The organism is Pseudoxanthomonas sp. (assembly GCF_027498035.1).
Taxonomy (GTDB): Bacteria; Pseudomonadota; Gammaproteobacteria; order Xanthomonadales; family Xanthomonadaceae; genus Pseudoxanthomonas_A.
This window is the reverse complement of the sequence record NZ_CP114978.1, coordinates 2001921-2028645: the sequence shown is the minus strand read 5'-3', so window position 1 is coordinate 2028645 and position 26725 is coordinate 2001921. Positions and strand designations below refer to the sequence as shown.

At 65.0% G+C, this 26725-nt stretch carries 21 protein-coding genes and 2 pseudogenes; 15 read left to right on the top strand and 8 right to left on the bottom strand.

From position 1 onward, the window contains the following. Window positions 1-4 precede the first annotated feature (4 nt). Together O8I58_RS08735 and O8I58_RS08730 are read right to left on the bottom strand one after the other, a co-directional pair. Window positions 5-361 carry a hypothetical protein gene (locus tag O8I58_RS08735; RefSeq protein WP_298322865.1) on the bottom strand — a complete coding sequence of 119 codons (357 nt, stop codon included), beginning with the start codon at window positions 359-361 and terminating at the stop codon, window positions 5-7. Between the two features lie 109 nt (window positions 362-470). After that, window positions 471-1947: pseudogene (locus tag O8I58_RS08730) on the bottom strand (Do family serine endopeptidase). Window positions 1948-2461: 514 nt separating this feature from the next. Here O8I58_RS08730 and O8I58_RS08725 point away from each other — a divergent pair. The 9 genes and pseudogenes from O8I58_RS08725 to O8I58_RS08685 all read left to right on the top strand — a co-directional run bounded on the left by O8I58_RS08725 (window position 2462) and on the right by O8I58_RS08685 (window position 11477). Continuing rightward, window positions 2462-4615 carry an adenosylcobalamin-dependent ribonucleoside-diphosphate reductase gene (locus tag O8I58_RS08725; protein ID WP_298322346.1) on the top strand — a complete coding sequence of 718 codons (2154 nt, stop codon included), beginning with the start codon at window positions 2462-2464 and terminating at the stop codon, window positions 4613-4615. A gap of 167 nt (window positions 4616-4782) precedes the next feature. Further along, window positions 4783-5421, top strand: a complete 639-nt coding sequence (locus O8I58_RS08720; RefSeq protein WP_298322344.1) for a hypothetical protein — start codon at window positions 4783-4785, stop codon at window positions 5419-5421. 111 nt (window positions 5422-5532) lie between these two features. Then, window positions 5533-6333: a TSCPD domain-containing protein gene (locus tag O8I58_RS08715; protein WP_298322342.1), complete on the top strand. Its 801-nt coding sequence runs from the start codon at window positions 5533-5535 to the stop codon at window positions 6331-6333. Between the two features lie 35 nt (window positions 6334-6368). Further along, window positions 6369-7439 carry a ParA family protein gene (locus tag O8I58_RS08710; protein ID WP_298322341.1) on the top strand — a complete coding sequence of 357 codons (1071 nt, stop codon included), beginning with the start codon at window positions 6369-6371 and terminating at the stop codon, window positions 7437-7439. 231 nt (window positions 7440-7670) lie between these two features. Next, window positions 7671-7994, top strand: a pseudogene (locus O8I58_RS08705) (IS4 family transposase); the annotation flags it as partial. A 107-nt stretch (window positions 7995-8101) separates the two neighbouring features. Next, window positions 8102-8530: a hypothetical protein gene (locus tag O8I58_RS08700; protein WP_298322339.1), complete on the top strand. Its 429-nt coding sequence runs from the start codon at window positions 8102-8104 to the stop codon at window positions 8528-8530. Window positions 8531-9528: 998 nt separating this feature from the next. Next, on the top strand, window positions 9529-10146 hold the full coding sequence (locus O8I58_RS08695) for an XAC0095 family protein (protein WP_298322337.1): 618 nt from the start codon (window positions 9529-9531) through the stop codon (window positions 10144-10146). A 313-nt stretch (window positions 10147-10459) separates the two neighbouring features. Then, the gene (locus O8I58_RS08690) at window positions 10460-10867 is read left to right on the top strand and encodes a DUF4259 domain-containing protein (protein WP_298322335.1); all 408 of its coding nucleotides are present in this window, start codon (window positions 10460-10462) and stop codon (window positions 10865-10867) included. Between the two features lie 148 nt (window positions 10868-11015). Then, a complete protein-coding gene (locus tag O8I58_RS08685; protein WP_298322333.1) occupies window positions 11016-11477 on the top strand; it encodes a hypothetical protein in 462 nt (153 codons plus the stop codon). A 176-nt stretch (window positions 11478-11653) separates the two neighbouring features. Here the strand turns inward: O8I58_RS08685 and O8I58_RS08680 are convergent, their stop codons facing one another. After that, the gene (locus tag O8I58_RS08680; protein ID WP_298322330.1) at window positions 11654-13261 is read right to left on the bottom strand and encodes a GGDEF domain-containing protein; all 1608 of its coding nucleotides are present in this window, start codon (window positions 13259-13261) and stop codon (window positions 11654-11656) included. 223 nt (window positions 13262-13484) lie between these two features. Between O8I58_RS08680 and O8I58_RS08675 the strand changes: the two genes are divergently transcribed. Further along, window positions 13485-15740 carry a methyl-accepting chemotaxis protein gene (locus O8I58_RS08675; protein WP_298322863.1) on the top strand — a complete coding sequence of 752 codons (2256 nt, stop codon included), beginning with the start codon at window positions 13485-13487 and terminating at the stop codon, window positions 15738-15740. Window positions 15741-15839: 99 nt separating this feature from the next. Here the strand turns inward: O8I58_RS08675 and O8I58_RS08670 are convergent, their stop codons facing one another. Beyond that, window positions 15840-16256, bottom strand: coding sequence for a DUF3597 domain-containing protein (locus tag O8I58_RS08670; protein WP_298322328.1), 417 nt, complete (start codon window positions 16254-16256; stop codon window positions 15840-15842). Window positions 16257-16496: 240 nt separating this feature from the next. On the opposite strand from O8I58_RS08670, the gene O8I58_RS08665 reads away from it, so the two are divergent. The 3 genes from O8I58_RS08665 (at window position 16497) to O8I58_RS08655 (ending at window position 19584) form a co-directional block, all read left to right on the top strand. Further along, the gene (locus tag O8I58_RS08665) at window positions 16497-17465 is read left to right on the top strand and encodes an HPP family protein (RefSeq protein ID WP_298322327.1); all 969 of its coding nucleotides are present in this window, start codon (window positions 16497-16499) and stop codon (window positions 17463-17465) included. Between the two features lie 148 nt (window positions 17466-17613). After that, the gene (locus O8I58_RS08660; RefSeq protein WP_298322325.1) at window positions 17614-18642 is read left to right on the top strand and encodes an SPFH domain-containing protein; all 1029 of its coding nucleotides are present in this window, start codon (window positions 17614-17616) and stop codon (window positions 18640-18642) included. Between the two features lie 3 nt (window positions 18643-18645). After that, on the top strand, window positions 18646-19584 hold the full coding sequence (locus O8I58_RS08655) for a diacylglycerol kinase catalytic domain-containing protein (RefSeq protein ID WP_298322323.1): 939 nt from the start codon (window positions 18646-18648) through the stop codon (window positions 19582-19584). 46 nt (window positions 19585-19630) lie between these two features. Here the strand turns inward: O8I58_RS08655 and O8I58_RS08650 are convergent, their stop codons facing one another. Then, the gene (locus tag O8I58_RS08650) at window positions 19631-21250 is read right to left on the bottom strand and encodes an alpha/beta hydrolase (protein WP_298322321.1); all 1620 of its coding nucleotides are present in this window, start codon (window positions 21248-21250) and stop codon (window positions 19631-19633) included. 378 nt (window positions 21251-21628) lie between these two features. Here O8I58_RS08650 and O8I58_RS08645 point away from each other — a divergent pair, with 378 nt between their 5' ends. Then, entirely contained in the window at window positions 21629-22096 is a 468-nt protein-coding gene (locus O8I58_RS08645; protein WP_298322319.1) for a DUF4126 domain-containing protein, read from the top strand. Further along, window positions 22093-23475, top strand: coding sequence for an FAD-containing oxidoreductase (locus O8I58_RS08640; RefSeq protein ID WP_298322317.1), 1383 nt, complete (start codon window positions 22093-22095; stop codon window positions 23473-23475). The genes O8I58_RS08645 and O8I58_RS08640 overlap by 4 nt, the downstream gene beginning before the upstream one ends. 6 nt (window positions 23476-23481) lie before the next feature. On the opposite strand, the gene O8I58_RS08635 is transcribed toward O8I58_RS08640, so the two are convergent. From O8I58_RS08635 to O8I58_RS08625, 3 genes are all read right to left on the bottom strand, one after another. Continuing rightward, a complete protein-coding gene (locus tag O8I58_RS08635; protein WP_298322314.1) occupies window positions 23482-24507 on the bottom strand; it encodes a purine-nucleoside phosphorylase in 1026 nt (341 codons plus the stop codon). Between the two features lie 71 nt (window positions 24508-24578). Next, a complete protein-coding gene (locus tag O8I58_RS08630; protein ID WP_298322312.1) occupies window positions 24579-25052 on the bottom strand; it encodes a YehS family protein in 474 nt (157 codons plus the stop codon). 150 nt (window positions 25053-25202) lie between these two features. Continuing rightward, a complete protein-coding gene (locus tag O8I58_RS08625) occupies window positions 25203-26627 on the bottom strand; it encodes a GGDEF domain-containing protein (protein WP_298322310.1) in 1425 nt (474 codons plus the stop codon). Between the last annotated feature and the right edge of the window lie 98 nt (window positions 26628-26725).

Genomic DNA, 26725 nt, shown 5'->3' with positions numbered 1-26725 from the left:
CGGCTTAGTCGCTGCTGCGTCCCAGCTTGGCGATCAGCCAGCCAGCGGCCAGGGCCACGCCGAAGGAGGCCAGCGGGCGCTCGCGGATCAGTTCGGCAGCGCTGTCGATCAGGTCGCGGCCCTTGTCCACCAGCGCATCCATCTGTTCGCGTGCGGCTTCACCACCAAACTCGGCGGCACTGATGCCGGCCAGGGCGCTGTCGGACAATTCCGACTTCACCTGGGCCTTGCCCAGGCGCAGTTCGTCGGTGGCAACGCCGGCCGCGCCGCGCAGGGCATCGCTGGCGGCGGAGGCGGCGGACTTCAGGTGTTCGCCAGCCTCGCCCAGGTTGCTCTTCAGGTTGTCTGTGGCGTTGGGCATGCTCATGGGCGTCTCCAGGGAAAGGGGTCGATTGAGGGGGTGAATCTACCGCAGGCAGGCATGAACACCCTGTTAGTTCGTCGAGGCGATCCCGCACGCGGGTTTCACCTCAACGCATCAACAGCTGGCCTTCGCCGCGGCCGTTGCGCCACACGTTGAGCACCAACTGTGCCGGTGCCTTGTTGAAGCTGGCGCGGAAACTGGCCAGGTCCGAAAAATTGCCGCTGTTGCCGGCAAACACGATGTCGCCGCTGCGCAGGCCGCTGTTCCAGGCGCGGCTGGCCTGTTTGACATCGCCCACCTGGACGCCGCCATTGGCGCCATTGGCGCGCAGGGTCTGGCGGGTGGCTTCGTCCAGTTCATCGAAGGTCGCCCCGGTCAGGCGCGGATCCAGGCTGGCGCCGTCGACCTCGCGCAACTGCTCCTTGAGCGTGGCGTTGAGCTTGAGCGGCTTGCCATCGCGGCGCACGTCCAGGGTCACCTTGCTGCCCACGCCCTGCAGGCCTTCGAAGTTGTGCAGCGCCGCGCCGCCGCTGATGCGCTGGCCGTTGGCCTGCAGCACCACGTCGCCGGTCTGCAGGCCAGCGGCGGCACCGGCCGAATTGGGATACACACCGGTGATCAGCGCACCGCCCGGGCCCTCCAGGCCCAGGCCATCGGCCAGCTGCTGGGTCACGTCCTGGGTGGTCACGCCCAGCGTGCCGCGCCTGACCACGCCCTTGTTCGTGTACAGCTGTTCGGCGATGTTGCGGGCCAGGTCGATCGGGATCGCGAACCCCAGTCCGATGTTGCCGGCCATCGAGCCGGACGGATTGAAGCTGGCGGTGTTGATGCCCACCAGCTGGCCCTGCAGGTTGACCAGCGCGCCGCCGGAATTGCCGGGGTTGATCGAGGCATCGGTCTGGATGAAGTTCTGGTAGCCGGCCACCGGGATCCCGCTGCGGCCCACCGCCGAGACGATGCCCGAGGTCACCGTCTGGCCCAGCCCGTAGGGATTGCCCACCGCCACCACGAAATCGCCGACCTGCAGCTGGTCGCTGTCGCCCAGCGGGATCTGGGTCAGGTCCTTGGCCGGGATGCGGATCAGGGCCACGTCGGTGTCCGGGTCCGAACCGAGGAATTCGGCTTCGACCGTACGCCCATCGCCCAGGGTCACCGACACGCCATCGGCGTTTTCCACCACGTGGTGGTTGGTCCAGGATCAACCCGCGCTGTGCATCGATGATCACGCCCGATCCCAGTGCGCGCTGCACGCGCTCGCGTGGCATGTCGGGAATGCCGAACAGGCGACGGAACATCGGATCGTTGGCGAACGGTCCCAGCGGGCTGGCCACGCGCACCGTCTGCCGGCTGTACACGCTGACCACCGCCGGCGTCACCCGCTTGAGCATCGGAGCCAGCGACGGAATCGGCTGGCCTTCGACCGCGGCCGGCAGGGACGCAGCGGTGGTTGGCAGGATCGCGGTGGAGGCTGTGTCTTCGCGCGCCTCAGCCGGGCGGTCCAGCATCTGGTACAGGCCAAGGGCGGCAAAGCCCCCGAAGGCGGCGGCAGCAGTCAGGGCGAGCAGGGTCGGCAGTGGGCGCATGGTGGCGTCGGGATCTACGTGGGAAAGGGGCGCCAGGTGGGCCGCGCCGTCATCAGGCTGACGGTAGCGCATCCCGGCCAGAAACCTGAACGAGTGTGCTGTCCAGCGCTTAAACCCGCAATGAAACCGATGTCGGAAAAGCCCGTGCGGTTCCATGGCAGGCCATCAGGCAAGGTTCCACGCAGAACTGCTTTTCAGCGATTGACACTGCCCAAACGCAGGATTAACGTCGAAGGCTTACGGCCCCAAGATATAGCGAACGGGGGCAGTGACGGCCCCAAGCAGTAGGGTTTGTCTTGGGAATATCAGCGCCATCAGGGAGCCGGCGCATGCAACAGGTCGTGACCGCGGGATGGATGTCCTGCCAGCCCAGTCGACAACACCTTCGCAGGCCCTTTCCGGACGGCCCGGCGCGCGGCTTTCCTGCCGTCGCCCAGCAGCACGTTCCCCACATCACCACGCTCCCGCGCGCTTCGCGCGGCGGCGCCTTTTCCACCAGGGAGAGTTCCAACCCATGAGCACGGTGCGCCTTGAGGCAGTCAAGAAAGAAGAAGCGGCACGGGTCATTCCGATGCAGCCGGCGTCCCAGGACATCTGGGACAAGAAGTACCGCCTGAAGAGCAAGGCCGGCGAGGCCATCGATGCCGACATCGACGGCACCTACCAGCGCGTGGCCCGCGCCCTGGCCGATGCCGAGCCCACGGCCGAAAAGCGTGCCCTCTGGTATGAGCGTTTCCTGTGGGCGCTGCGCCGTGGCGCGATTCCCGCCGGCCGCATCACCTCCAATGCCGGCGCGCTGGAACACAAGCCGGCCACCAGCACGATCAACTGCACCGTGTCGGGCACCATCACCGACTCGATGGACGGCATCCTGGAGAAAGTCCACGAAGCCGGCCTGACCCTCAAGGCCGGCTGCGGCATCGGCTACGAGTTCAGCACCCTGCGGCCCAGGGGCGCGTTCGTCGCCGGCGCAGGTGCCTACACCTCCGGCCCGATGTCCTTCATGGATATCTTCGACAAGATGTGTTTCACCGTCTCCAGCGCCGGCGGCCGCCGCGGCGCGCAGATGGGCACCTTCGATGTGTCCCACCCGGATGCAAAGGATTTCATCCGCGCCAAGCGCGAGGACGGCCGCCTGCGCCAGTTCAACTTGTCACTGCTGATCACCGATGGCTTCATGCAGGCGGTGGACAACGACGCCGACTGGCCGCTGGTGTTCCCGCTGGGCAAGAAGGAAGAAGCCGATTTCGACCTGGCCGACACCAGCAAGATCCTGTGGCGCGAATGGCCGACGTCCGACACCTACATCCGCCGCGACGACGGCCTGGTGGCCTGCAAGGTGTACGGGCAGATCCGCGCCCGCCACCTGTGGGACATGATCATGGTGTCCACCTACGACTACGCAGAACCGGGCTTCATCCTGATCGACCGCGTCAACGAGATGAACAACAACTGGTGGTGCGAGAACATCCGCGCGACCAATCCTTGTGGCGAACAGCCATTGCCGCCCTACGGTGCCTGCCTGCTGGGCTCGGTCAACCTGACCAACTTCGTGCGCGATCCGTTCACCGAGCAGGCGCGTTTCGACTGGGCCGAATACAAGGAAGTCGTGCGCGTGTTCACCCGCATGCTCGACAACGTGGTCGAAGTGAACGGCCTGCCGCTGGAGCAGCAGCGCAACGAGATCCTGCGCAAGCGCCGCCACGGCATGGGATTCCTGGGCCTGGGCAGCACCCTGACCATGTTGCGCATGAAGTACGGCAGCGCCGAGTCGTGCGAGTTCACCGAAGCCATCGCCCGCGACATGGCCGTGGCCGGCTGGGAAACCGGCCTGGCCCTGGCCAGGGAGAAAGGCGCCGCGCCGATCATGGAAGAACGCTTTGAAGTCACCGCCGCCATGCTGCGCCAGCGCCCGGAGATGGAAAAAGACGGCTGGCGCATCGGCCAGCAGATCGAAGGCAAGGTGCTGCACGCCCGGTACAGCCGCTACATGCAGCGCATCGCCACCGTCGCCCCGGAACTGGTCGAAGAACTGGCCGAAGTCGGCGCCCGCTTCACCCACCACAGCTCCATCGCACCCACCGGCACCATCTCGCTGAGCCTGGCCAACAACGCCTCCAACGGCATCGAACCCTCGTTCGCCCACCACTACAGCCGCAACGTGATCCGCGAAGGCAAGAAGTCCAAGGAAAAGGTGGATGTGTTCTCCTTCGAGTTGCTGGCCTACCGCGAGCTGGTCAACGCCAACGCCATGCCGTTCTCGGAAGACGCTGACGCCCGACTGCCCGATTACTTCATCGCCGCCGACGACATCAATCCGAAGGAGCATGTCGACGTGCAGGCCGCCGCGCAGAAGTGGGTGGACAGTTCCATCTCCAAGACCGCGAACGTACCCACGGACTACCCGTACGAGCAGTTCAAGGACATCTACCGCTACGCCCACCAGCAGGGCCTGAAGGGCTGCACCACCTTCCGCTTCAACCCGGCTGCCTTCCAGGGCGTACTGGTGAAGGAAGCCGACCTGGAGAACACCACCTACCGCTTCGAGCTGGAAGACGGCACCTTCGTCGAGGCCAAGGGCAACGAGCAGATCGAATACGACGGCGAGCTGCACACCGCTGCCAACCTGTTCGATGCGCTGAAAGAGGGTTATTACGGCAAGTTTTGAGAAGGGTCACGGCAAGTTCTGATGTTGCCTGTTCGTCCCCCGGCGTCAGCGCCGGACGGGAAAATCCGAACGCCGCATCAACGCGCCACGCAACACGCGCAAGGCTTCACCCCTGGCTGCATTAGCATCATCGTCGTCATCAACCCCCAACGCCCTTCGGAGGGCACATGAGCACAGGAACGGATATCACGGCGGCGCTGTCTGATGCTGCGGACAGCGTGAAAGAGAAAACCAGCGAACTGGCCACGGTCGTGGCCGATGCCGCCAGCGTCACGGCAGGCAAGGTCGCCAAGCGCGCGGCCAAGGCCAAGAAGACCCTCGGCACCAAGCTGGCCGATGCCAAGAAGGCCCTGACCAAGCGCACCAGCAAGGTCACCAAGGCCGTCAAGAAAACCGTGGACTCCACCAAGAAGAAGCTCAACACCGCCAGCACCAACGGCAAGGTCGAGGCCGCCGCGTTGAAGGCCAAGGGCGCCGGCAAGAAGGCCGCCCTGAAGAAAGCCGTCAAGCAGCTGGAAGCCAAGGCCGGCAAGAAACTCGCCGCCGACAAGAAGGCGGTGAAGAAGGTCGCCAAGACCGTTTCCAAGGACCTGGCCGCCGCCAAGAAGACGGCCACCAAGCAGCTTGCCGCCGACAAGAAAGCGGTGAAGAAGGGCGCGCAGAAAGTCGTCAAGAAAGTGGCCGCCGTCAAGAAAGCCGCCACCAAAAAGATCGCCGCCGAAAAGAAAGCCGTGAAGAAGGTCGCCAAGACCGTGGCGAAGAAAGCTACGGCTGCCAAGAAGGCCGTCAAGAAAGCCGTGAAGTAATTCCGCGGTACCGCCCTTCCCGCATCCCTGGGAAGGGTGCAACGCCGGCACGCGCACCGCGTGCGGCGGGTAGCCACATCGTCACAGCATCCGCATCCAGGAACCCAGGCCATGGCCGTCAAGATCGACAAGAAAATCAAGGGCTACAGCGTGCTCACCCCGGAAGACAAGGCGCGTGCCGCCGCGCCGCCGGTGCCCGCTGCGTCGGTCAGCCAGGCCAGCGCCGAGGCCGAACTGCCCGTGGCCGAAGTCATCCAGATGCACGAGCGCATCGAGCGCCCGGATGTGCTGATCGGCAGCACCTACAAGATCAAGTCGCCCATGGTGGAACACGCCTTCTACGTGACCATCAACGACATCGTGCTCAACGCCGGCACCGAGCACGAACACCGCCGCCCGTTCGAGATCTTCATCAACTCCAAGTCCATGGAGCACTTCCAGTGGATCGTGGCGCTGACCCGCATCATGTCCGCGGTGTTCCGCAAGGGCGGCGACGTGACCTTCGTGGTGGATGAGATGAAGGCCGTGTTCGACCCGCGCGGTGGCTATTTCAAGCCCGGCGGCGTGTACATGCCCTCGCTGGTCGCCGAACTCGGCGCCATCGTCGAAGAACACATGAAGTCCATCGGCCTGCTGCACGACCCGGACATGAGCGACCATCAGAAGGCAATCCTGGCCGAGAAACGCAAGCAGTACGAAGATCGTGCAAAAAAAAACACTGAAGTGAGCCCTGAGCCGGCCGCTATCGTTCCCAACAGCACGGCCGATCATGAGGAGGACATCGCTGTGACCGGCGACGGGGCCTCGTTCCCGCCCAGTGCCACCATGTGCCACAAGTGCAATACCAAGGCGCTGGTGATCATGGATGGGTGCGCGACGTGCTTGAACTGTGGGTATTCGAAGTGCGGGTGAAGAGATTGCCGTAGTGGTCTTTTTTTTCCAGGGGGGTGGGTGTGATTACTAATTCATACGCGGTTTGGAACAATAAGGGTGGAGTTGGAAAAAGTACGATTACCTTCAACGTGGCGTCGCGATATGCGGAGCTCAATCCCGAAAAGAATGTTCTTGTTATAGATATGTGCCCACAGGCAAACGTGAGCATGATGCTTCTTGGCGGGGGAGTGAAGGGTGAGACTGAAGTTCATAAGCTTTGCACGAGTGCGGTTGCTCCGACCATTGTCGGATATTTGACGCAGGCCTTGGGCGGCGGTCCCATGGCCGCCTCGCCGAACGCTTCAACATACGTTACGAAAGTTTCGAACATAAATGCGAGTCTTCCTAAGAATTTGAATTTAATATGTGGCGATCCAAATTTAGAGTTGATCTCAGCATATATATCTAACCTTGGGTCTGCGCAACAGGTCCTTCCAGTCATCAAGCCTTGGGTCTGGGTTCATGAGGTGGTGAAGCGGTTAATTGCTTCCGTTGATCAGGAAATGGGCGGAGAGTGGATAGTCTTTATTGATACAAATCCCAGCTTCTCAAGCTACACGGAATTGGCAATCTGCGCCGTTGAACGACTTCTCCTGCCGGTTAACGCGGACGATTCATCAAGGACCGCGATTGGTGCAATGCACTCGCTCCTATATGGTCAAAATCCGCCTCACCCAATTTACGGCGCTTGGACATTTGCACATAACGCGCAAGCATATGGCGTTTCCGTTCCGAAAATTCATCAGGTAATTGGTAACAGGCTGACGCAAAACCTAGGCGCCGCGGCTGCATTTGCGGCACTTTCAAGAGCGAGCGCTGGATCGCTTTACGGCTTGTATCTGGGAAATCCTGCTAGGTTTACTCCGCGTGCACAGGCTCCCATTAGCGAGAACGATTTCGTCGCAAAATATTCGGTTTCGCTGAGAGATTTTAATACCGCAGGGGTGGTCGCAGCACACGAGGGCGTTCCTGTATCGTCATTAGTGGGGGGTAAGCATTTCGTGCATGGGCGAAAGGTCGACATAGACAATAATAGGGTTGTGGACTGTAGGATTGCACTTGATTCAGTTGTTAAGGCGATTTAGTAAGCAATAGGGTAATTTTAGTTGATTTAATAGAAGCAGGGGTCTAAAAGCAGGGGGCGGAGTGCACTTCCCTGCTCTTGCGAAACAGGGGTCTGCGAAACAGGGGTCAGAGTCTGAAGTATCCCCACGTTTTTCCGATCCGAATCAGCAAGTTGCTAGGCTTTTCGGGTGGAAACGAGTACGCGCATGGCGCAGTCTTCGAGGTGTCTAAGCCAAAGAAGGACTACGGCCATGCGCGCCACCGAAGTATTGCAGAGGTGTCTTGCCGATGCATTGGAGCCCATGCATGCCTTGCGTGAGCGGGTGCTGCTGAAGGCTGTGGAAGCGCTGGCAGCCGGCTGGCGATTGACCTTGATTGATCTGGCCCGGCGCTGGCCTGGCGCGGTGCGGGTACGCGCACCGCTCAAGGCGCTGGACCGCTTGCTGAGCAACCGTCGTCTGCATGCCGAGTGCTTGTCACTGCATGCGTCGATGGCGCGCTGGTTGTTACGCGGGCCACGTCCTTTGATCGTGATCGACTGGAGCGATCTGAAGGCTGATAAGTCCTGGTGCCTTCCGAAACAGGGGTCAGAGTGCACTTTTCATGAGCGACCAAAGAAACCGTACTCTGACCCCGTTTTCGCAGGTCGGCTTATTTCAGTAGTTAGGCCTAGAAAATAGCTATGTCGCTGCTCGATAAATTCAAAGATGGCTTCTGGTCTCATATCGGATCGGCGTGTGCATCCGCGCTAATGGTTCTTCTTGGTTGGCTGTTTTACAAACTGGCCCCGGCTCTTCTGCCAGCGCTTGAGGCAGCAACTTCACTTCGTGTTGTTCTAGCCATTTTTTTGTTATCTGTTCTCCTCAACATAGTTTTGGTAGCTGTCATTTGGCGCCTGTCACGACCCAGTGACCTAAAGCTCAAGTTCGGTATCCTGTGGGATCGTCACAAGAATCCCCATTGCCCATCATGCAATAAAGGTGGCTTGCGGTATGGTGAGTACAGTTGGGGCGAGCGCGGATACTACTGCAACACCTGCAAAGACGTTTTCCACTTGGCCGACGCTCATGGCAAAGACCTAACGCCTTCCGAGGCGCTGCCTCAGGTCTAGGCCTAACATCTCATTCAAGGCGGACGGCTTCGCCGCCGCTTAATTCCAGCGTTAGCCGCCACAGGGAGTTTTATGGAAACTCGACAGAGCTATGAAGCGTCGTGTTTTAAGTTGCAACCGGACTACTTAGAGCCAGGAAGTATTCCGCCGCTTCCGGACCACGTGCCCCAATACGATGACGAAGAGCCATTAGGCGTCAATTTCTTTCGCGTGATGCTTGACGGAGACGATCTAAGTGGCTTGTCCCTCCCTCGGACGTTCTTTGGTCGATCAGAGTTTACGAGCGTTTCATTCCACAATTCCGACCTATCGGAGTCCAACTTGTGCTGGAACGACTTCATTGGAACCAATTTCTCGTCTGCCCTTCTTGTGCGTAGCGACCTACGTTCATCTCTTTTCTCTAATACCTCATTTAACTCGGCCAATTTGAGTGGAGCGGATCTCCGTCAGTCGTCTTTTGACGGTTGCGATTTCTCTGACGCTCGCATGTCCGGAGCAGTCCTCACCCTGGCTCAGGGCGCTGTGCTGTCGCTCTCCGACCAACAACGCTCGGAAATCGCTTGGGCAGACAACGACGGGCCAGAGCCGGGTGGCGGCTAACAATTCATTCAAGCCGACGCCGCTCTGCGGCGCTGCTTAATTCTTGCGTTATGGAAACAAGGGTCAGAGTGCACTTTCTCCACAGCACTCTGCCGTTGATCGGTCGCGTTACGCAAAGGCTCTTTCAGTGGTTGACAACGCCACTAGGTACTAGCAATCTCCTTCCCAAGGAGCCTAGAAACTCCTCGTACAGCGGTACCCACCTCCGTCAAACCGGTGGGTTTTTTGTGCCTGCATTCCGCAGGGACAAGCCGACGCAATGCTCCGCGTCGGGAGGGCGGCTAATACAACACTCGCAAGGGGAATACGCCCGCCGTCTGTACGCGGTTTCTAGCCTCCCGACTTCCCGTCCGTCGCATCAGCGCGGGCGGGCACTTCATGGTGAGAAGGAGACGACGATGTCTGAGCACACGTTCGACGATAAGGATATGGGGTATTTCCTGCCCGAGGACAGTCAGCTCTTGCTGACGCAAATCAAGAACCACATCCACTTCCTTGCGAGGCTGGCGCAGCCGCGCATTGCGGACGAAACGAAGGAGTGGGCGCCAGCCGTGGGGATGGCGGAATTGATGTTCTGCCTGGACCAGTTGGCCGAGCAACTGGATCTGGTGCTGAAGGACGTGTCGTTGCTGAAACAACCGCAGCCGGCAAAGCGGTCGCATGACACCCCGAAAGCGGCAGAGGCGATGGCCGATGAGGAGGCAGACCAAGGAGCGGGCGTCGTTGAGGATGCCTACGCCGGAGAAGCCGAAGATCAGCGCTTTGTCTCTGGTGTCACGCTGGATCAGATCGACAAGCTCAACCTCTTGATCTCGTGCATCAAGGCATACAGCGATGCGGTGTTTGCCGATGGCATGGCCGACTTTGCGGAAGGCAGCTTGTCGATGCTGGGCTACACGATCTTCGACCGGGCCGTTGAGGTGGATGAGATCGTGAAAGAGATCGACGCACAGTCGCTGAAGAAGGGAGTGCACCGATTGGCCGTTGAAGAGGCGCGACCTGCATACATGGTCTAGACGCTACGCACGACTGGTTGCGGTAACCGCGTGAAACCGGTAGGTCCCGGCGGGCTCTATCTGCACTGAGATACGCACGGTGTGCGCTTAGCGAAACAGGGGCAGCGTTTGCTGCCCCTGTTTCCGAGATTGCCAGGGCAGAGGTCAGCGTGCACTTTCCTGCGTAGGATGTGCGTCCGGGTCCAGTGGCTTGGTAGCTTTGGTGGTGGCTTTAGTAGCGCCTCGAACGCTTCGAAGTGCATGCTGCGCCCTGTTCCTGCGGGGTCGGCGGGGGCCTGATCTTCAATCAACGAAACAAACGCAGGGTGGAAGCATGGGTGCTTGGGGAAACGGCTCGTTCGAGAACGACGATGCGGCGGATTTCATCAGTGATCTGATTGACGTGACGGACCTGGGGTTGGTCCGTGATGCGCTGGCCGCGGTGCTTGCGGCGGATGATTATCTGGAAGCGCCGGACGCCTGTCAGGCGCTGGTGGCGGCGGAGGTGGTCGCTGCGGCCGCTGGTCGGCCGACGGCCGCCGCCCAGGAGGACGAAGAACTCTCCGAGTGGTTGGCCCGGATCGAGCCGGTGGTGAGCCCGGACCTGATCAAGCAGGCCATCCAGGCGCTCGACCGGATCGTCGGCGAGCAGTCCGAGCTTCGGGAGCTCTGGGAAGAGGTGGACGAAGTCGAGGCCTGGAAGGCCACGGTCGCGGGATTGAAGGCGAAGCTGCAGGGTTAAGTCACCGGCGCTTTCAACGCGCGCGGCCTGCGCGCTCCCAGCGGGCGAATCCGGTGTAGCTGGATGGTGCGGGCTGCGTCTGCGGGCGCGTGCCGTGGCGGGCGGTTACGCTATGCCACTCGCTCGTCTTGTTGGAACAGATCCCGCCATGTCACTGCATCCCGATTTCCCCGTGGTCGAAGGCGACCACCAGCTCACGCCGGAGTGGGCGATCACGCTGCCCGAGCCGGTCAATCGCCGCATCGAGGATGGCGACCTGGTGCTGTGGAATCCGCGCATCACGGTGTGGATGACCATCTGGCACAACGATGAGAACGCCAGCATCGCCGAGCGCCTGGACGACTTGAAGCAGCACATGTCGCCCGACGCCGAGGCCATCGAGCAGGAACAGGCCGGGTCCACGCTGTTCTACGCCTACCGGCTGGCCGAGGAGACGGACGAAGACGCCGACGAAGACGACCAGCGCATGCCCGGCTATTACGGCTACGCCTTCGCCGACACCAGCCATGTGCAGCTGGCGGTGTACTTCGACGACGAAGCCGATGTGGAAATCGCCCGCGCCCTGCATCGCAGCCTGGTCTATTCGGCGCCAGATCAAGCCGCAGGCTGAGGCGCGCGCGGGCTGCGAAAAGGGGAATGGCGGTGCACACGGCAATCGGCCCGGGCGCGATCATGTAGCGCCGAGCTTGCTCGGCAAGGGCGTTACAGAGAAAGTCCCCAGCCGAGCGAGCTCGGCTCTACAAGGGCTGGCCTGAAGATCGCGAACAGCTTCTCCGGCCGGCCGCCTCACTCGCTGGCGATCACGCGACTCTTGCCGGCCTTCTTGGCCCTGTACATGGCGCGGTCGGCGCGCCGCAGCAGCGCGTCCTGGGTTTCGTTGGCCTGCTGCATCGCCACGCCGGCGCTGAAGGTGACGAAGATGCGCATGTCCTCATGCACGAAGGAATGCTGCGCCAGTCCTCGCTGCAGGCGGAGGACGGTCGCCTTGGCCTCGAAGATCGTGGCATCGGGCAGCAGCAGCACGAATTCCTCGCCGCCGAACCGGGCGATCGCGTCGGTTCCGCGCAGGGTGATGCGCGCCACTTCGACGACGTGCCGCAGCGCGGCGTCACCGCCGGCATGGCCGTGGACCTCGTTGATCCTGCGGAAGTCGTCCAGGTCCAGCATCGCCAGGCACAGCGGCTGGCCACTGCGGACGGTGCGCGCGCGCTCGCGGTTGAACAGCTCGTCGAATCCGCGTCGATTCAGCGCACCCGTCAGCTGATCCTCGCGGGCCAGTTCGGCCAGATCCCTGAGTTCCTGCTCGAGGGCCACGATGCGCTGCTCCGCGTGTTCCACCTGGCGCTGGGCATCGATGAGCACTTCATGTGACGCGGCGGCCTCAGCCTGCACCCCGGCGGTGTCCTGCAGCACCTCCTGCAGCAGCCGGTTCAGGTCGACCATGCTGCGGGTCTGGCCGATGGACTGTGCGTAGCCGGCGATCCGGCTGTGGTATTGGCCGGTGCTGCTGGCCATGCCGCCGAGCTGTTCGACGAAGGACAGCATCATCCCGCGCATGGCCTGCCGGGATTCGGCGATGCCCTGCTTGAGCTGGCCCTGCCGGTAGATCACCTCGCGCAGGGTTTCCCGTGCCTGGCCGATGCTGAGGCTGTCCAGCGGGCCTGCAATCAGCTGGCGGACCATGCCGACCTGTTCCTGCAGCCAACTGTGGTCGTCGGTCAGCTCGCCGATGTTGTCCAGCAGCAGGTCGAACAACTCCAGCAGCAGGTGTTGCTGCTTGCTGGTGTCTTCGGCGTGCAGGCTGGCCTGGTGGACCAGCTCGCGCAGGCGGCCCTCCAGTGGTGCCAGGTCCCGCCCGGCATGCCAGTGGTGCAGCGTGCTGCCCAGCGTCTGGGCTTCGTCGGCCAGTGCCGGGCTGCGCTGCAACAGCGTTGCCAGGGCATTGCCGACGGCTTGTCGCAGCAGCTCGCGCAGGCGTTGGGCTTCGGTGCGGCCGTCAATGCCGGGATCGGCGATGTCGATGGTGCGGATGTACTTGTCGATCAGCTGGCGCAACGCCCGCGCATAGGCCGGCCAGTCCTGCAGGTCGAAGGCCGCGCGCAGTCGCAGGCCCATGTCGCGCAGTTCGCCGTGCAGGGTGCAGATGCCGTCGGCGAAGGCGCCGAGCAGCGCTTCGGGCTGATGGCCGTGGGAGAACAGCTGCATCAGGGCGGCGGTCGCCGCTGCGGCATCCGGTGGCGGTGCGGGTGCCTGTTCGTCCGCGAGCGCGTGGTGCTGCGTCGGGATGGGCGTGTCGGTCGCCGGAGGCGCCGGGCCGTCGTCCTGCTCCTGCCTGGAGAACAACCGGCGCAGTCCACCCTTCTTGGAAGATGACGATTCAGGTGGATACGACATTGGGGAACCTGGGCATGACGCTCTGGCGGAGAAAGGAGTGCTTCTGGCAGTGCGGTACCCCACCGGTATCGGCCAGGGGCTGGCGAGCTTGAGTCCCGCCCGCGCCAGGCCCGTTCGTCGGCGCGGTGGCAGGGGCGGGGTCAAGTTCCATGGAGCGGCAGCCGATACAGGAGCGACCTATCGTCGTATTGATCCTTGAATTGCCATGAACCCTGTGACCTTCCTGCGCCGTCGCGTGGCCGACCTGCCGTTGACGCGCAAATTCATCGTGCTGTGTTCGATCCTCGCCGTCGGCGTGATCCTGCTGGCCGTGTCCGCTGCGCGCCTGCAATACCTGGACCTGGTCCAGGCCCGCAAGCAGAGCGTCAAGACCCAGGTGGACATGGGTGTCAGCGTGCTGCAGCACTTCGCCGACCAGGCCAGGCGCGGCCAGGTGACCGAGGCGCAGGCCAGGGCCGCGGCGCTGGCCGCGCTGGCGGACATGAAGACCAACGGCGGCGTGGACTATTTCTTCATCGTCGATCCGCAGATGCGCATCGTCATGCATCCCACGCGCAAGGTCGGGACCGACATGAGCGACTACCGGAGCGAGCAGGGCGAATACGTGTACCGCGACATCCGCAAGGCGGTGACCGCGGGTGATGGCTTCAGCTACTACAGCGGCCCCAAGCCCGGGAAGAACGAGCAGCTGCCCAAGATCAGCTTCGCTGAAACGTTCCCGCAGTGGCAGTGGGTCGTGGTCATGGGCGTCTATGCCGAGGACATCCAGGCCGAGGCGCTTGGTTTCACCAAGATCCTGACCCTGATTGGCGCCGCCCTGGTGGCGCTGGTGGTGGGCCTGTGCTGGCTGATCGCAAGCGCCATCGGCACGCCGCTGCGGGCGGCGACCCGGGTCGCCGGTGCGATCGCCGCGGGGCGTTTCGACAACGATATCCAGGTGGAATCACGCGATGAAACCGGTCAGCTGATGGCCAGCATGCAGCAGATGCAGGGGCAGCTGCAGCGGTTCAACAGCGAGATGCAGTCCCTGGTCCAGCTGCAGCAGGGCGAGGACATCGGACATCGCATGCCCGAAGACTTCCCCGGCGATTACGGCACGCTCGCCCGGGGCGTCAATACGGCGCTGTTCGAGCATCTGGACGCGATCGTCGAAGGGATGGCGGTGATGGCCGAGTACGGCCGTGGCGACCTGCGCCGCGACATGCGGCGCCTGCCTGGCCAGCGTGCCGCGCTGCATGAAGCCCTGGACGCGGTGAAGGCCAATCTGTCGGCCGTCAACGGCGACATTGCGCGCCTGGCCGATGCGGCCGCGCGCGGCGATTTCTCGGCGCGTGGCGAAGCAACGCGCTACCAGTTCGCGTTCAAGGACATGGTCGAGTCGCTGAACCGCCTGATGCGCCAGGCCGAAGATGGCCTGGCCGACGTCGGCCGGGTCATGGGCGCGATTGCCGGCGGCGACCTGTCCCAGCGCGTGGACGCAGGTTACGAGGGGGCTTTCGGCCAGCTGGCCGATGCGACCAATCGCACTGCCGCGCAGTTGACCGGCATCGTGCAGGGCATCCAGCGCTCGGTCGAATCGATCAACACCGCGGCGGTCGAGATCGCGACCGGCAACAGCGACCTGTCGGTGCGGACCGAGCAGCAGGCAGCGAACCTGGAAGAGACCGCTGCCTCGATGGAGGAGCTGACTTCCACCGTGAAGCAGAACGCCGACAGTGCCCGCCAGGCCAACCAGCTGGCGCTGGGCGCCGGCACGGTCGCGCAGGAGGGTGGCCGGGTGGTGGAGGATGTGGTCACCACGATGGCCTCGATCAGCGCCGCATCGAAGCGGATCGCCGACATCACCGGCGTGATCGACGGCATCGCCTTCCAGACCAACATCCTGGCGCTGAATGCCGCGGTGGAGGCGGCGCGTGCCGGCGAGCAGGGACGTGGATTCGCGGTAGTCGCCTCGGAAGTGCGGTCCCTGGCGCAGCGTTCGGCCGAAGCGGCCAAGGAGATCAAGACGCTGATCTCCGATTCGGCGCAGGAAGTGGAGCAGGGTGCGGCCCTGGTCGCGCGCGCCGGCAGCACCATGGCCGAAGTGGTGACCTCGGTGCAGCGCGTCACCGACATCATGGCCGAGATCTCAGCGGCCAGCGCCGAGCAGAGTTCGGGAATCGAGCAGGTCAGCAGGACGGTGATGCAGCTGGACGAAACCACCCAGCAGAATGCGGCGCTGGTGGAAGAAGCCACGGCGGCGGCCAAGAGCCTGGAAGACCAGGCATCGGATCTGGGCCGTGCGGTGGCCGTGTTCCGGTTGGCTGGCGTTGCGCAGGTGGCTGAGGTCGTGGCGCTGCCCAGGCCGGCATTCGCGCCGGTGCAGGCGGTGGTGGCTGCACGCGTGCCCACCAGGAAATCCCCGGCGTCGGTCGTGCGTACGCCCGCCAAGCCCAAGCTTGCCGCGATGGCAGAAAGCGCCGACTGGCAGGAGTTCTAGGGTCGATCCGGGCTAGGCGGCGCGATGGCCGCGCGCCGGGCAGGGCGCGGTGGCGTCAGCGCGATGCCCGATGGTCCGGGCATCGCGTGGCGTGGTGCTTCAGTGCTTCAGGTCGTCCGGCACCTTGCCGCCGTTGTCGGCCAGCTTCTGCATCACGGCCTTGTGCAGGGCCAGGTTCTGTTCGGCGCTGCCGTGATCGCCTGCATGGACGTTGAGTTCTTCAGCCAGTTCCTTGCGTGCGGCCAGGCTGGAGTCCAGGTCGAGCAGTTTCAGCAGGTCGACGATGGAATGCTTCCAGTCGCTCGGGCCGCCCTTCTGCGCGGCGATGGCGGTCAGGACCGCGGCCACGTCCACCGGTTCGGCCGGCGGTGCCGCGTCGCGCGCGGGCGGGGCGATATCGGCGGTGGCTTCGCTGCCGTCCACGATGATCACCTGCGGCTTGGGGGTGGCGGGCGCTGCCGCGGCCGGGGCACTGCCCCCGAAGATCTTGCTGACGATACTGGAGAAGATGCTCATCGCGTTTCCTTGTTGGATGGGAACGGCGAGCGTACTGCCCCTTGGGCGTGCTTCGGATGAAATCGGTGTGTCGGCCGGGTGTCGCATGCCGCGATGGCGGGGCGACAGGGGCGGGTGGGCCGATGCAGGCATGGGCCACTGGCCGTGGCGGTGTGAGGCGCGGCGTGCCGCTGTTAGCATGCGCCGCGTCGCGCGTACCGACTGCGCGCCTTCCGTCAGTGGTTCGAGGTCCCGACACCCATGTCTGCATTGAACGAGCTGCGCCTGCTGCTGGGCGTCGAGCGCAACACCACCCGCGCGAGCGAGAAATGGCTCTCCGGCCTGGGCGGCCTGCTCGGCACCGTGGCGGTCTACGCGCTGGCACGCTGGCTGGTACCGCAGGCGGCAGGCGGTGCGATGGGTGGGCTGGTGGTCGCCTCGATGGGAGCCTCGGCGGTGCTGCTGTTTGCCGTGCCGCAGGGTGCGCTGTCGCAGCCGTGGGCGCTGATCGGCGGGCATCTGCTGTCGGCGTTCGTCGGGGTGAGCTGCCAGAAGCTGCTGCCTGGCCACGACCTCACCGCTGCGCTGGCGGTGGGATTGGCGGTGTGCGTGATGGCGTTTGCGCGCTGCATCCATCCACCGGGTGGCGCCACCGCGCTGTCGGCCGTGATCGGCGGCGATGCCGTGCATGCGCTGGGCTATCACTATCTGCTGGTGCCGGTGCTGGTCAACGTGGTCGTGATCCTGGTCATCGCGGTGCTGTTCAACGGGTTGTTCCGCTGGCGCCGCTATCCGGCGCACCTGAACCATCTTGCCCGTGCAGCCGCGGTGACGCCGCCGGCGCAGCGCCGCTTCGACCTGACCCAGGAAGATTTCCATGCGGCGATGGAACAACTCAACGCCTATGTGGACATCAGCGCCGAGCAGTTGACCGACCTGCTGGAGCTGGCCAAGCAGCACGCCGAACAGGACGTGGTGCATCCGCGGGGCATCGTGGCTGGCCACTGTTACAGCAACGGCCGGCTGGGCCGGTTGTGGGGCGTGCGCGAGGTCCTGGGTGATACGGAAGCCGCGCCGCGCACCGACGTGATCGCCTATCGCGTCGTCGCCGGCGATGGTGTCGGCCAGCAGGGCGTGTGTTCGCGCGAAGCCTTCCGGCAATGGGCACGCTTTGAAGTGGATGCGCAGCCGAATGGCCGCTGGACCAAGGCCGGCAACGACGCGCGCTGACAACCCGGCCTTGCTTTGAGGCCGCGGTTCGGGCCTCCTATCGCGCTGGAGCACGCCAGGGATCGGTGTGGGAATGGCGGCCATCGGCGGTTCCCCTGCGACGCGGGCGTGCAGTCAACCCGCTCGATCAGGTCATGGAGACATCCGCATGTTTGGCTATCGCTACGTCAAGGCCAGCCCCAGCACCTATGTGCTGCAGTACAAGAACGGCAAGCCCGTGCGCGAAGGCACCGGACTGACCTTCTGGTATTTCGCGCCCAGCACCACGCTGGTGTCGATCCCGCTGGAAAGCGTGGACGTGCCCTTCATGTTCCGCGAGGTCAGCAGCGACTTCCAGGAAGTCACCGTGCAGGGTCAGGTCGCCTACCGCGTGACCGCGCCCAAGACGCTGGCCGGACTGATGAACTTCACCCTCAAGCCCGATGGCAGTCACGCCTCCGAGGACCCGGGCAAGTTGCCGCAGCGCGTGGTCAACACGGTGCAGGTCCAGTTGCGCTCGGTCCTGCAAGGCCAGTCGCTGGAGGAGCTCCTGCGCAATTCCGATCATCTTGTGCAGGTGGTGCGCAACGGCCTGCAGCAGGAAGATGGATTGGCGGTGCTGGGACTGGAGCTGGTGAACCTGTCGATCCTGGCGATCAAGCCGAATCCTGAAACCGCGCGCGCACTGGAAGCCCAGGTCCGCGAACAGATCCTCAAGCAGGCCGACGACGCGACCTATCTGCGCCGCAACGCCGCGATCGAGCAGGAGCGCTCGGTCAAGGAGAACGAGCTCAACACCGAAATCGCGGTGGAAGCCAAGAAGCGCCAGATCCGCGAGGCGCAGTTGGAAGCCGAGCGTTCGGTGCTGGCCAAGCGCCAGGCGATCCAGGACGAGGAAATGGCCGGCCGCATCGCGCTGGAGGAAAAGAACAAGCGCCTGACCGCACTGCGCGCCACCAATGCCCAGACCGAGGCCGATGCCAAGGCCTATGGCGTGGCCGCGACGATGAAGGCCGTGCAAGGCGTGGATGCCAAAGTGCTGCAGGCGCTGATGGTCGGCCAGGCCGATCCGAGTGCCTTGATCGCGCAGGCGTTCCAGGGACTGGCCGAGAACGCTTCGCGCATCGGCGAGCTCAACATCTCGCCCGAGCTGTTGCAGCAGTTGACCAAGGACCGTTCGCGGCCGGCGAAGGCCTGACCCATGGATGCGCTCAACCGGCGCATCGTGCTGGTCACGCGCCGAACCCGGCTGGAAGAGCTGGTGGTGCGATTCAACACGGTCGAACAGGCGCGCTTCTACGTGGAGCACCTGGGTGCGGACTTCGCCGATTACGAGGCCGAGCAGCAGGTCTATCAGCAGGCCGTGCAGCAGGCGGAGGCCACGCTGGCGCGGTTCGGTCGCGTGCAGCGGCTGGATCGTGGCTTCCTGGCCAATTACCTGTTCGCGCCCGACGCGCTGGTGGTGGTGCTGGGGCAGGACGGGCTGGTCGCCAACACGCTCAAGTACCTGCAGTCATCGCAGCCGGTGATCGGGGTGAATCCCGACCCCGCGCGCTGGGATGGCGTGCTGCTGCCGTTTGCGGTGAAGGACCTGGCGCGCGTCACGCCCGAAGCGCTGGCGGGCAAGCGCACGCAGAAGCGCATCACCATGGCGCGTGCCGAGCTGAGCGATGGCCAGGTGCTGCATGCGGTCAACGATCTGTTCATTGGCCCACGCAGCCATGTGTCGGCGCGCTATCAGATCCACCAGGGCGAGCGGGGCGAACAGCATTCTTCCAGCGGCGTGATCGTGTCGACCGGGCTGGGCTCGACGGGCTGGTTCCAGAGCCTGTTGGCCGGTGCGGCGGGCATTGCCGACCAGGCGCTGGCCGAAGAGGTGGAAGCCATGCGCGGTCGCGGTTTCGACTGGGATGCCGACCACCTGCAGTACACCGTGCGCGAACCGTTCCCCAGTCGCACCACGCAGACCGGGATGATCTTCGGTCCGGTCACCCGCGCCGCGCCGCTGCAGCTGGTGTCGCAGATGTCCGGTTACGGGGTGATCTTCAGTGACGGCATCGAATCGGATTTCCTCGAATTCAATGCCGGCATGACCGCCACGATTGGCCTGGCCGAGCGCGAAGGCCGGCTGGTGACCTGATCGCAGGGCTGGCCCGTCCTGGGGTGAGGGGCCAGCCCTGCATCGCTCACCTGGCCGGCTTCGCACCCGGGCGCGCCACGCCGTACATCTCCCAGGCGATCTTCTTGAGCAGGGCGCTGTTGTCATCGCCATCCTTGTACAGGTCGAAGTGGGTGCGGCCGTCGAGGTAGCGGAAGTCGCTCCTGGCGTGCAGGCCATCGAGCACCGCCTGGAACTTGTGCGCCGAGCCATCCAGGTAGAACGTGTCGGCGGTGCCCACGATCAGGTGGATCTTGCCGTCCAGGTCGGGCTTGAGCGTGGGCCACTGCGCGGCCACGCGCGCGGCGATGTCGTAGTGCGCGTGCCAGTAGGCGACCACGGCCGGATCGACCTTGCCGGTATCGCGGTCGAACATCGGCACCGGGCGGCCATCGGCGCCGCGTGGCGAGAACACCCATTCGAACGAAGCCATCTGGCCGCCGTACGGACCCAGCACGCGCTCGATCTTGGCGAAGGTTTCCACGTCCGCGATCTCCTTGCCCTGGTCGCGGATCAGCGGGATCTGGCTGCCGTCGGCGCGGCGGTACATGTTGGCGTCGGGCGCATACAGGTTGGCGCCGGTGAAGTCGTGGAAGTCGCTGGGATCGGGCGAGGTCGACCAGGTGCCGCCGAACAGTTTCGGATAGCGCGTCTGCAGCCACAGCGTGGCCCAGCCACCGGACGAATGGCCGTTGAGGAAGCGCCCCGATGCCTTGCCGTCCATGCGGTACTGCCGTTCCAGCGCCGGGATCAGCTCTTCGGTCAGTGCCGTGCCCCATGGCCCGTTGTTGACCGAGTCGGCGAACTCATGGGTGCCGGTCGGCGTGGCCTGGTCCAGGAACACCCAGATCATCGGCGGCATCTGCTTGGCGGCCATGGCGCTCCACACCGAGACGATGCTGCCGGCCAGGCGGTTGTAGTTGCCGGTGTAGCCGTGGGTGAAATACACGGTCGGGTAGCGCGTCGCGGCCTTGGCGTCGTAGCCCGGCGGCGTCAGCACCCGCGCGCGGATCGACACCGGCCGTCCCCAGAACGCACTCAGCGCCGGGCTGACCATCGATGCATCGGTGGTATGGGCCTTGGCTTCGGGCAGGGCATCGCGGGCCGCCTGCGGTATGCGCGGTGACAGCTGCCAGGGATCGTCGGTCACCGGCAGCTGCCTGCTGAGTTTCAGCGTGGGCAGCGCCTTGCCCTTGGCCAGCGACACCGGAGTGACCTCGCTGAGCAGGTCACCGCCATCGCGGCCGATGTAGTTGTAGCTGTGGTCCGGGTCCAGCACGGCCTGCACCAGGTAATCGCCGGCCGGCAGCGCCGAGAAGCCGCTGGGGAAGGCGATGTTGTCCAGGTCGATCTCGACACTGGCGCCGGGCCTGAGTGCGGTCACTTCCTGCGCGGCCAGTGCCACCGAGGTGGGCTGGAAGGGATTCATGTCGACCTCTTCCACCTTGCCGTCCTTTGCCGCGGCCTTGGCGGTTTCGGCCAGGGTGGCGAACACCAGTAGGCGGCCGGAGGTCGGTTGGTCGGTGGCGCCGTCCAGGGTGACGCGCAGCAGGCGATGGGCAGCGGCCGGCTCGGCCGCCTGCACGCACGAAACGCAGAGCAGGCTGACGGCCAGGCCCAGGGTCGGGGCAAGACGATGAAGGCGCATGGGAGTCCCTTGAAACGGCGGTGGCAGGGCCGGGCACAAGGCCCGGCGGTTGCCGACGTTATCCGTTTTTCCCAGGCCGCGCGCATGACGCATTGGACACCGTGACTTTCGGGCTGTGCGGGTGGCGGACTCGGCCCTGGCGCTTTTCCCAAGTCGCCGATGCGCGATTTCGATGACGACCTCGCTGCTGCGTGACGCCCTGCGATACACCGTGCGCCGCCACGTTGGCGGGCTTCGGTGTGGAACGGCCCGGCTCACCCGGAAAGGGAGTTGAACGCGCGGCCGGCTCGGCGCACGCTGGCTTGCGGCGCCTGCCTGGGCGCTCTGATCGCAAGGCCATCCCGGGTTGTCCCCTGTCACCTGTCGGAGTCGCCGTCCATGAGCATCCTGCTGTTGTCCGCGTTGTTGATCGGCATCGTCACCGGCCTGCGCGCGCTGACCGCGCCGGCCATCCTCAGTTGGGCGGCATCGCTCGGTGTGCTGCACCTGTCGGGCACGCCGCTGGCGTGGCTGGGATGGCGCTTCACGCCCTGGATCATTTCGTTGCTGGCGGTGGGCGAACTCATCACCGATCAGCTGCCCGATACGCCCAGTCGCAAGGTGCCGTTGCAATTCGGCACGCGGATCTTGGTGGGTGCGTTCTGCGGGGCCGCAGTGGGCCTGCATGGCGGGGTGTTCTGGACCGGGCTGGTGGCGGGCCTGGTCGGCGCGGTGCTCGGCACCTATGGCGGCGCGGCCGCGCGTGGCGCGTTGGCGAAGGCCTTCGGCAAGGATCTGCCGGCCGCGCTGCTGGAAGACGTGGTCGCCATCGTGCTGGGCGTGCTGGCCATGGCGCTGATCCGATGACGGAAGTCTTCGACGCCATCATCATCGGCGCTGGCCAGGCCGGTCCGCCGCTGGCCGGGCGCCTGACTGCAGCGGGGATGAGGGTGGCGCTGATCGAGCGTCACCTGATCGGCGGCACCTGCGTCAACACCGGCTGCATGCCGACCAAGACCCTGGTCGCCAGCGCACGCGTGGCGCATCTGGCGCGGCGCGCGGCCGATTACGGCGTGCAGCTGCAGGGCGGGGTCGGCATCGACATGGCCCGGGTGATGGAACGCGCACATGCGGTCACGCGCAACGCGCGCCAGGGGCTGACGGCGTGGCTGCAGGAGATGCACGGGCTGACCCTGCTGCAGGGCCAGGCAAGGTTTGAAAGCGCCCACGTCGTGTGCGTGGGCGAACGCCGGCTCAGCGCGCCGCGCATCTTCATCAATGTTGGCGGGCGGGCACAGGTTCCGGCATTGCCTGGGGTGGAGGACATCGCCTTCCTCGACAACAGTTCGATCCTGCAGCTGGCGCAGGTGCCGCAGCATCTGGCGGTGATCGGTGGTAGTTACATCGCGCTGGAGTTCGCGCAGATCTTCCGGCGCCTGGGCGCGCAGGTGACCATCGTCGAGCGCCAGCCTCGACTGGTCCCGCGCGAGGACGAGGATGTTTCAGCCGGCCTGCGCGGGATCCTGGAAGGCGAGGGCATCGGCGTGCGGCTCGATGCGGACTGCATCGGCTTCGCCGCGCATGCGCAGGGCGTGCAGGTCCGCGTGGACTGCAAGCACAACGGCCCGGACGTGATCGCCAGCCACGTGCTGTTGGCGCTGGGGCGCCGGCCCAATACCGATGATCTTGGGCTGGATGCGGCCGGCATCGCCACCGATGCGCACGGCAACATCACCGTCGACGACCAGTTGGCGACCAACGTGCCGGGCGTGTGGGCGATGGGTGACTGCAACGGGCGCGGCGCGTTCACGCATACGTCGTACAACGATTACGAAATCCTGGCGGCGAACCTGCTCGACGGCGCACAGCGCCGGCTGTCGCAGCGCGTGCCGGGCTACGCGCTCTACACCGATCCGCCGCTCGGCCGGGTGGGCATGACCGATGCGCAGGCGCGTGCGACCGGGCGGCCCTTGCTGTTCGCCAAGCGGCCGATGACCCGGGTGGGCCGCGCCACCGAGAACGACGAGACCCAGGGCTTCATGAAACTGGTCGCCGATGCACGGACCCGGCGCATCCTGGGTGCAGCGATCCTTGGTATCAATGGCGATGAGGCCATCCACGGCGTGCTGGACCTGATCAATGCCGATGCGCCGTTCGACACCTTGCAGTGGGCGGTGCCGATCCATCCCACCGTGTCCGAACTGTGGCCGACGGTGGTGGGATCGCTGAAGCCCGAAGGCGCGTAGCGCCGTTCAGCGCGGCGGCACGCCATCGCGCCACTGCGGCCAGTGCGCGACGATGTGGTCGACCACGCGCGCGCCGACGCGTTCGATGTTGGCGACCGTTTCCGGGAAACCGCCCGCGGTTTCGCCCGGTGCCGGGTCCAGGTGTTGCAGCGTGGTTTCGTGCGGGTTGCCCTGGTCGAAATTGACCGCGCCGCGCAGGCTCAGGATGCGCTCGGTGCCATGCGTGCGCTGGATCACCAGGGTCAGCGCGGCGGCTTCCATCTCGGTGATCACGTAGTCGTCGGCGCCATAGAGCCTGGCGATGTACTGCGCCTGTTTCGACAGGCCTGGCCCGTGGAAGAACGTGTCGCCGGTCATGTGCGTGCCGCTGCCCACGAACGGCGCACGGCGTGCGGCGGCGTCGGGATAGCGCAGGCGATACGCACGCGCCGCATCGGAATCCAGCAGCGGCGTGTCGGCGCTGAGCTGCATCGCCCAGCCGACCAGCGCCGGATTGAGCTTGAATGCGCGATAGGCCTCATAGCCCTTGCGCGGCATGAAGGTCGGCGCGCCGGGGGTGTTTTCTTCCGCTGCCCAGCGATGGCCCAGGTCGTAGTCCACCAGCCAGCTGGCCCAGTTGACCTCGCCGATGGTGCCGCGCGACGGCGGCGTGCCGCCCACGCCGGACAGCACGTAATAGGCGTGCGAGAAATCGAACTGCGGGCTGAGCAGGATCGCCTGCATCGACGCGGAGGAATTCACCTTGCCCATGCCCAGTACCGCCCCGCAGACACCATCGGCGTTGCAGTACACCGGTTGCAGCGCACCGGGCACGGAGATCGGCCTGGCGTCTTTCCAGTAGCGTTCGTACCAATGCTGGAACTCGCCGGCGCGGTCGCCGGTGTTCTGGCCGATCTCGAACATCGCCGCGACGAAGACCTTCACCTGCACGGGTGCGCCCGGCTGGTCGGCGCGGGCAGGTGGGGCAACGCCCATCCAGGCCGCAAGCAGCGACAGGATGGACCAGCGGAACAGGACAACAGCGCGGGGCATGGCAGGCATCACGACGTGCGGGCCTGCAAGACTATCCCGCGCGATGCGGTCGCGCGGGATGGAACGACGGCTCAGGCGGCCGGGCGCATCCGCAGGGTCAGGCCCTTGAGGAAATTGCGCAGCAGCTGGTCGCCGCAGGGGCGGTAATTCTTGTGGTCGGGCTGGCGGAACAGCGCCGACAGCTCCGGCTTGGACACCGGGAAACCGGCCGCGTCGAAGATCGCGTGCATGTCCACGTCCTTCAGTTCGAAGGCCACGCGCAGCTTCTTCAGCACCACGTTGTTGGTCACGCGCTTTTCCACCGGGCGCAGTGGCGCCGATTCGTCACGACCGCGGCACTGCACGATCAGGCCATCCAGGAAGTGCGCCAGCAGCGCGTCGGAGCAGGGTGCGAAGCCGTCCTCGTCCTCCTTCTTCAGCGCGGCCTGGACCTCGGCGCGGTCGATGGCGAAGCCGGCATCGGCCAGCTGCGCGATCTCGATGATCTTGGGCTCGCTCAGATCCAGCATGTAGCGGATGCTGCGCAGGACATCGTTGGTGATCATGGGGTTCCATCAGGACTACCCGGTCGATTGACCGGAATCGCATAGTTTAGCCCCCCGTGCCTGTCTGCCCGCCGACGCGCTGCCGGCAGCCCTAAATGCGCCAGCAGCAGGCGGTATCGGCCGGGGGCGCGGTAAAGCCGAAGCCCGCGCTCAGGGTTCGCCCGGGGCACGCCAGGCCACGCGGTTGCGGCCGGCGCGCTTGGCGTCGTACAGCGCCGCATCGGCAGCCGCCAGCAGCGCACTGGGATCATCGCTGGCGATGTGTTCCACGGCACTGGCGCCGATGCTGACCGTGACGTGGCCTTCGGCCGCGGCCAGCTGCAGTGCCTGGATGGCCTGGCGCGTGGCTTCCGCCAGGTGCTGCGCATCCCGCGCATGGGTGGCGGGCAGGATCACCGCGAATTCCTCGCCGCCGTAACGGGCCACCACGTCCAGCGCCCGGGTCGTGGCGTCGGCCAGGGCGCGGGCGACCTCGCGCAGGCGCGTATCGCCGGCCTGGTGGCCGAAGGCATCGTTGAGCTGCTTGAAATGGTCGATGTCGATCATCAGCAGCGACAGCGGTTCGCCCGAGCGCCGCGCGCGGTTCCACTCGCGTTGCAGTGCATCGTCGAACGCACGCCGGTTGGCCAGCCCGGTCACCTTGTCCACGCGGGCCAGCGCATCCAGCTGGTCACGTTCGGCCATCGTGCGCAGCTGGATCACCACGCTGCGCATGCCGTAGCCCAGCGTGGCGATGACGAAGCCGGCGATGGCCAGCCGTGGATGCCTGCCGGTGATCAACGCCGAGACCACCAGCAGACTCATCGGCAGCATCAGCGGGCTGGCGGCCCGCACCATCGTCACCACGCCACGCGCCACCGGGACGTGGGTGGTTCCTTTCGGGAAATACACCGCCAGGCTGGCCAGCAGCAGGAACGGCACGTCGATGACCAGGTCGACGTAGCTGCCGAATCCGGCATCCTGTGGCTCGACATGGTTGATGTAGCCCGCCACGCCAAGATAGACGAAGGCGTAAACGGACTGCGCGCGGTAGAAGCCGCGACTGGCCGGCGTCCGGCTGGCCAGGAAGCGGGCCAGCGAGAACAGCGCGATGAAGCCGTTCTCCACGTCGAACATCATCACCAGGTTGCCCTCCCCACCGGCGTCGGCGCCGTCCGCGCCGGCAAAGGAGAAGGTGTGCACGAAGAACAGGCCGCCCAGCACGGCCGCCACCAGGCCATCGAGCGCGCGCACCTGCCAGGTTTCGCGCGCCGGGCTGGCCAGGGCGAAGATCAACGGCACGCCATACAGCACGTACAGCAGCAGGCTCAGGCCCGGGGTCGTCGCGGCATTGTCCAGGAAGACCGAATCGATCATGTTGGCCGTCATGCCGCCGGCCCACAGCAACAGGCCCAGCCCCAGCGCGAGCCATGCCAGGGCCATGTCGCTGTGCCGGCAGCGCCACAGGCAGACGCCTGCAGCCAGCAACGGCGCACCGACCAGGAACACGAACGACAGCAGCTCGGCCCTGTCTGGGAACAACGCCAGCGCCAGCGCGTGGCAGAGCAGGTAGAGCAATGGCAACCCAAACGACACGTACAGCCTCCCCGCCGCATGAGCCTTGACGATACGCGTGCGTCCAGCGGCGTCACAAGGGCGTGGCGGCAAGCGGGTGCAGCGTCGGTGTCCGGGCG

Excerpts from the sequence above, each read along its gene's own strand:
- O8I58_RS08735 (WP_298322865.1), bottom strand. The coding sequence starts at position 361 with ATGCCCAACGCCACAGACAACCTGAAGAGCAACCTGGGCGAGGCTGGC.
- O8I58_RS08725 (WP_298322346.1), top strand. The coding sequence starts at position 2,462 with ATGAGCACGGTGCGCCTTGAGGCAGTCAAGAAAGAAGAAGCGGCACGG.
- O8I58_RS08720 (WP_298322344.1), top strand. The coding sequence starts at position 4,783 with ATGAGCACAGGAACGGATATCACGGCGGCGCTGTCTGATGCTGCGGAC.
- O8I58_RS08715 (WP_298322342.1), top strand. The coding sequence starts at position 5,533 with ATGGCCGTCAAGATCGACAAGAAAATCAAGGGCTACAGCGTGCTCACC.
- O8I58_RS08700 (WP_298322339.1), top strand. The coding sequence starts at position 8,102 with ATGTCGCTGCTCGATAAATTCAAAGATGGCTTCTGGTCTCATATCGGA.
- O8I58_RS08695 (WP_298322337.1), top strand. The coding sequence starts at position 9,529 with ATGTCTGAGCACACGTTCGACGATAAGGATATGGGGTATTTCCTGCCC.
- O8I58_RS08690 (WP_298322335.1), top strand. The coding sequence starts at position 10,460 with ATGGGTGCTTGGGGAAACGGCTCGTTCGAGAACGACGATGCGGCGGAT.
- O8I58_RS08685 (WP_298322333.1), top strand. The coding sequence starts at position 11,016 with ATGTCACTGCATCCCGATTTCCCCGTGGTCGAAGGCGACCACCAGCTC.
- O8I58_RS08680 (WP_298322330.1), bottom strand. The coding sequence starts at position 13,261 with ATGTCGTATCCACCTGAATCGTCATCTTCCAAGAAGGGTGGACTGCGC.
- O8I58_RS08670 (WP_298322328.1), bottom strand. The coding sequence starts at position 16,256 with ATGAGCATCTTCTCCAGTATCGTCAGCAAGATCTTCGGGGGCAGTGCC.
- O8I58_RS08665 (WP_298322327.1), top strand. The coding sequence starts at position 16,497 with ATGTCTGCATTGAACGAGCTGCGCCTGCTGCTGGGCGTCGAGCGCAAC.
- O8I58_RS08660 (WP_298322325.1), top strand. The coding sequence starts at position 17,614 with ATGTTTGGCTATCGCTACGTCAAGGCCAGCCCCAGCACCTATGTGCTG.
- O8I58_RS08655 (WP_298322323.1), top strand. The coding sequence starts at position 18,646 with ATGGATGCGCTCAACCGGCGCATCGTGCTGGTCACGCGCCGAACCCGG.
- O8I58_RS08650 (WP_298322321.1), bottom strand. The coding sequence starts at position 21,250 with ATGCGCCTTCATCGTCTTGCCCCGACCCTGGGCCTGGCCGTCAGCCTG.
- O8I58_RS08645 (WP_298322319.1), top strand. The coding sequence starts at position 21,629 with ATGAGCATCCTGCTGTTGTCCGCGTTGTTGATCGGCATCGTCACCGGC.
- O8I58_RS08640 (WP_298322317.1), top strand. The coding sequence starts at position 22,093 with ATGACGGAAGTCTTCGACGCCATCATCATCGGCGCTGGCCAGGCCGGT.
- O8I58_RS08635 (WP_298322314.1), bottom strand. The coding sequence starts at position 24,507 with ATGCCCCGCGCTGTTGTCCTGTTCCGCTGGTCCATCCTGTCGCTGCTT.
- O8I58_RS08630 (WP_298322312.1), bottom strand. The coding sequence starts at position 25,052 with ATGATCACCAACGATGTCCTGCGCAGCATCCGCTACATGCTGGATCTG.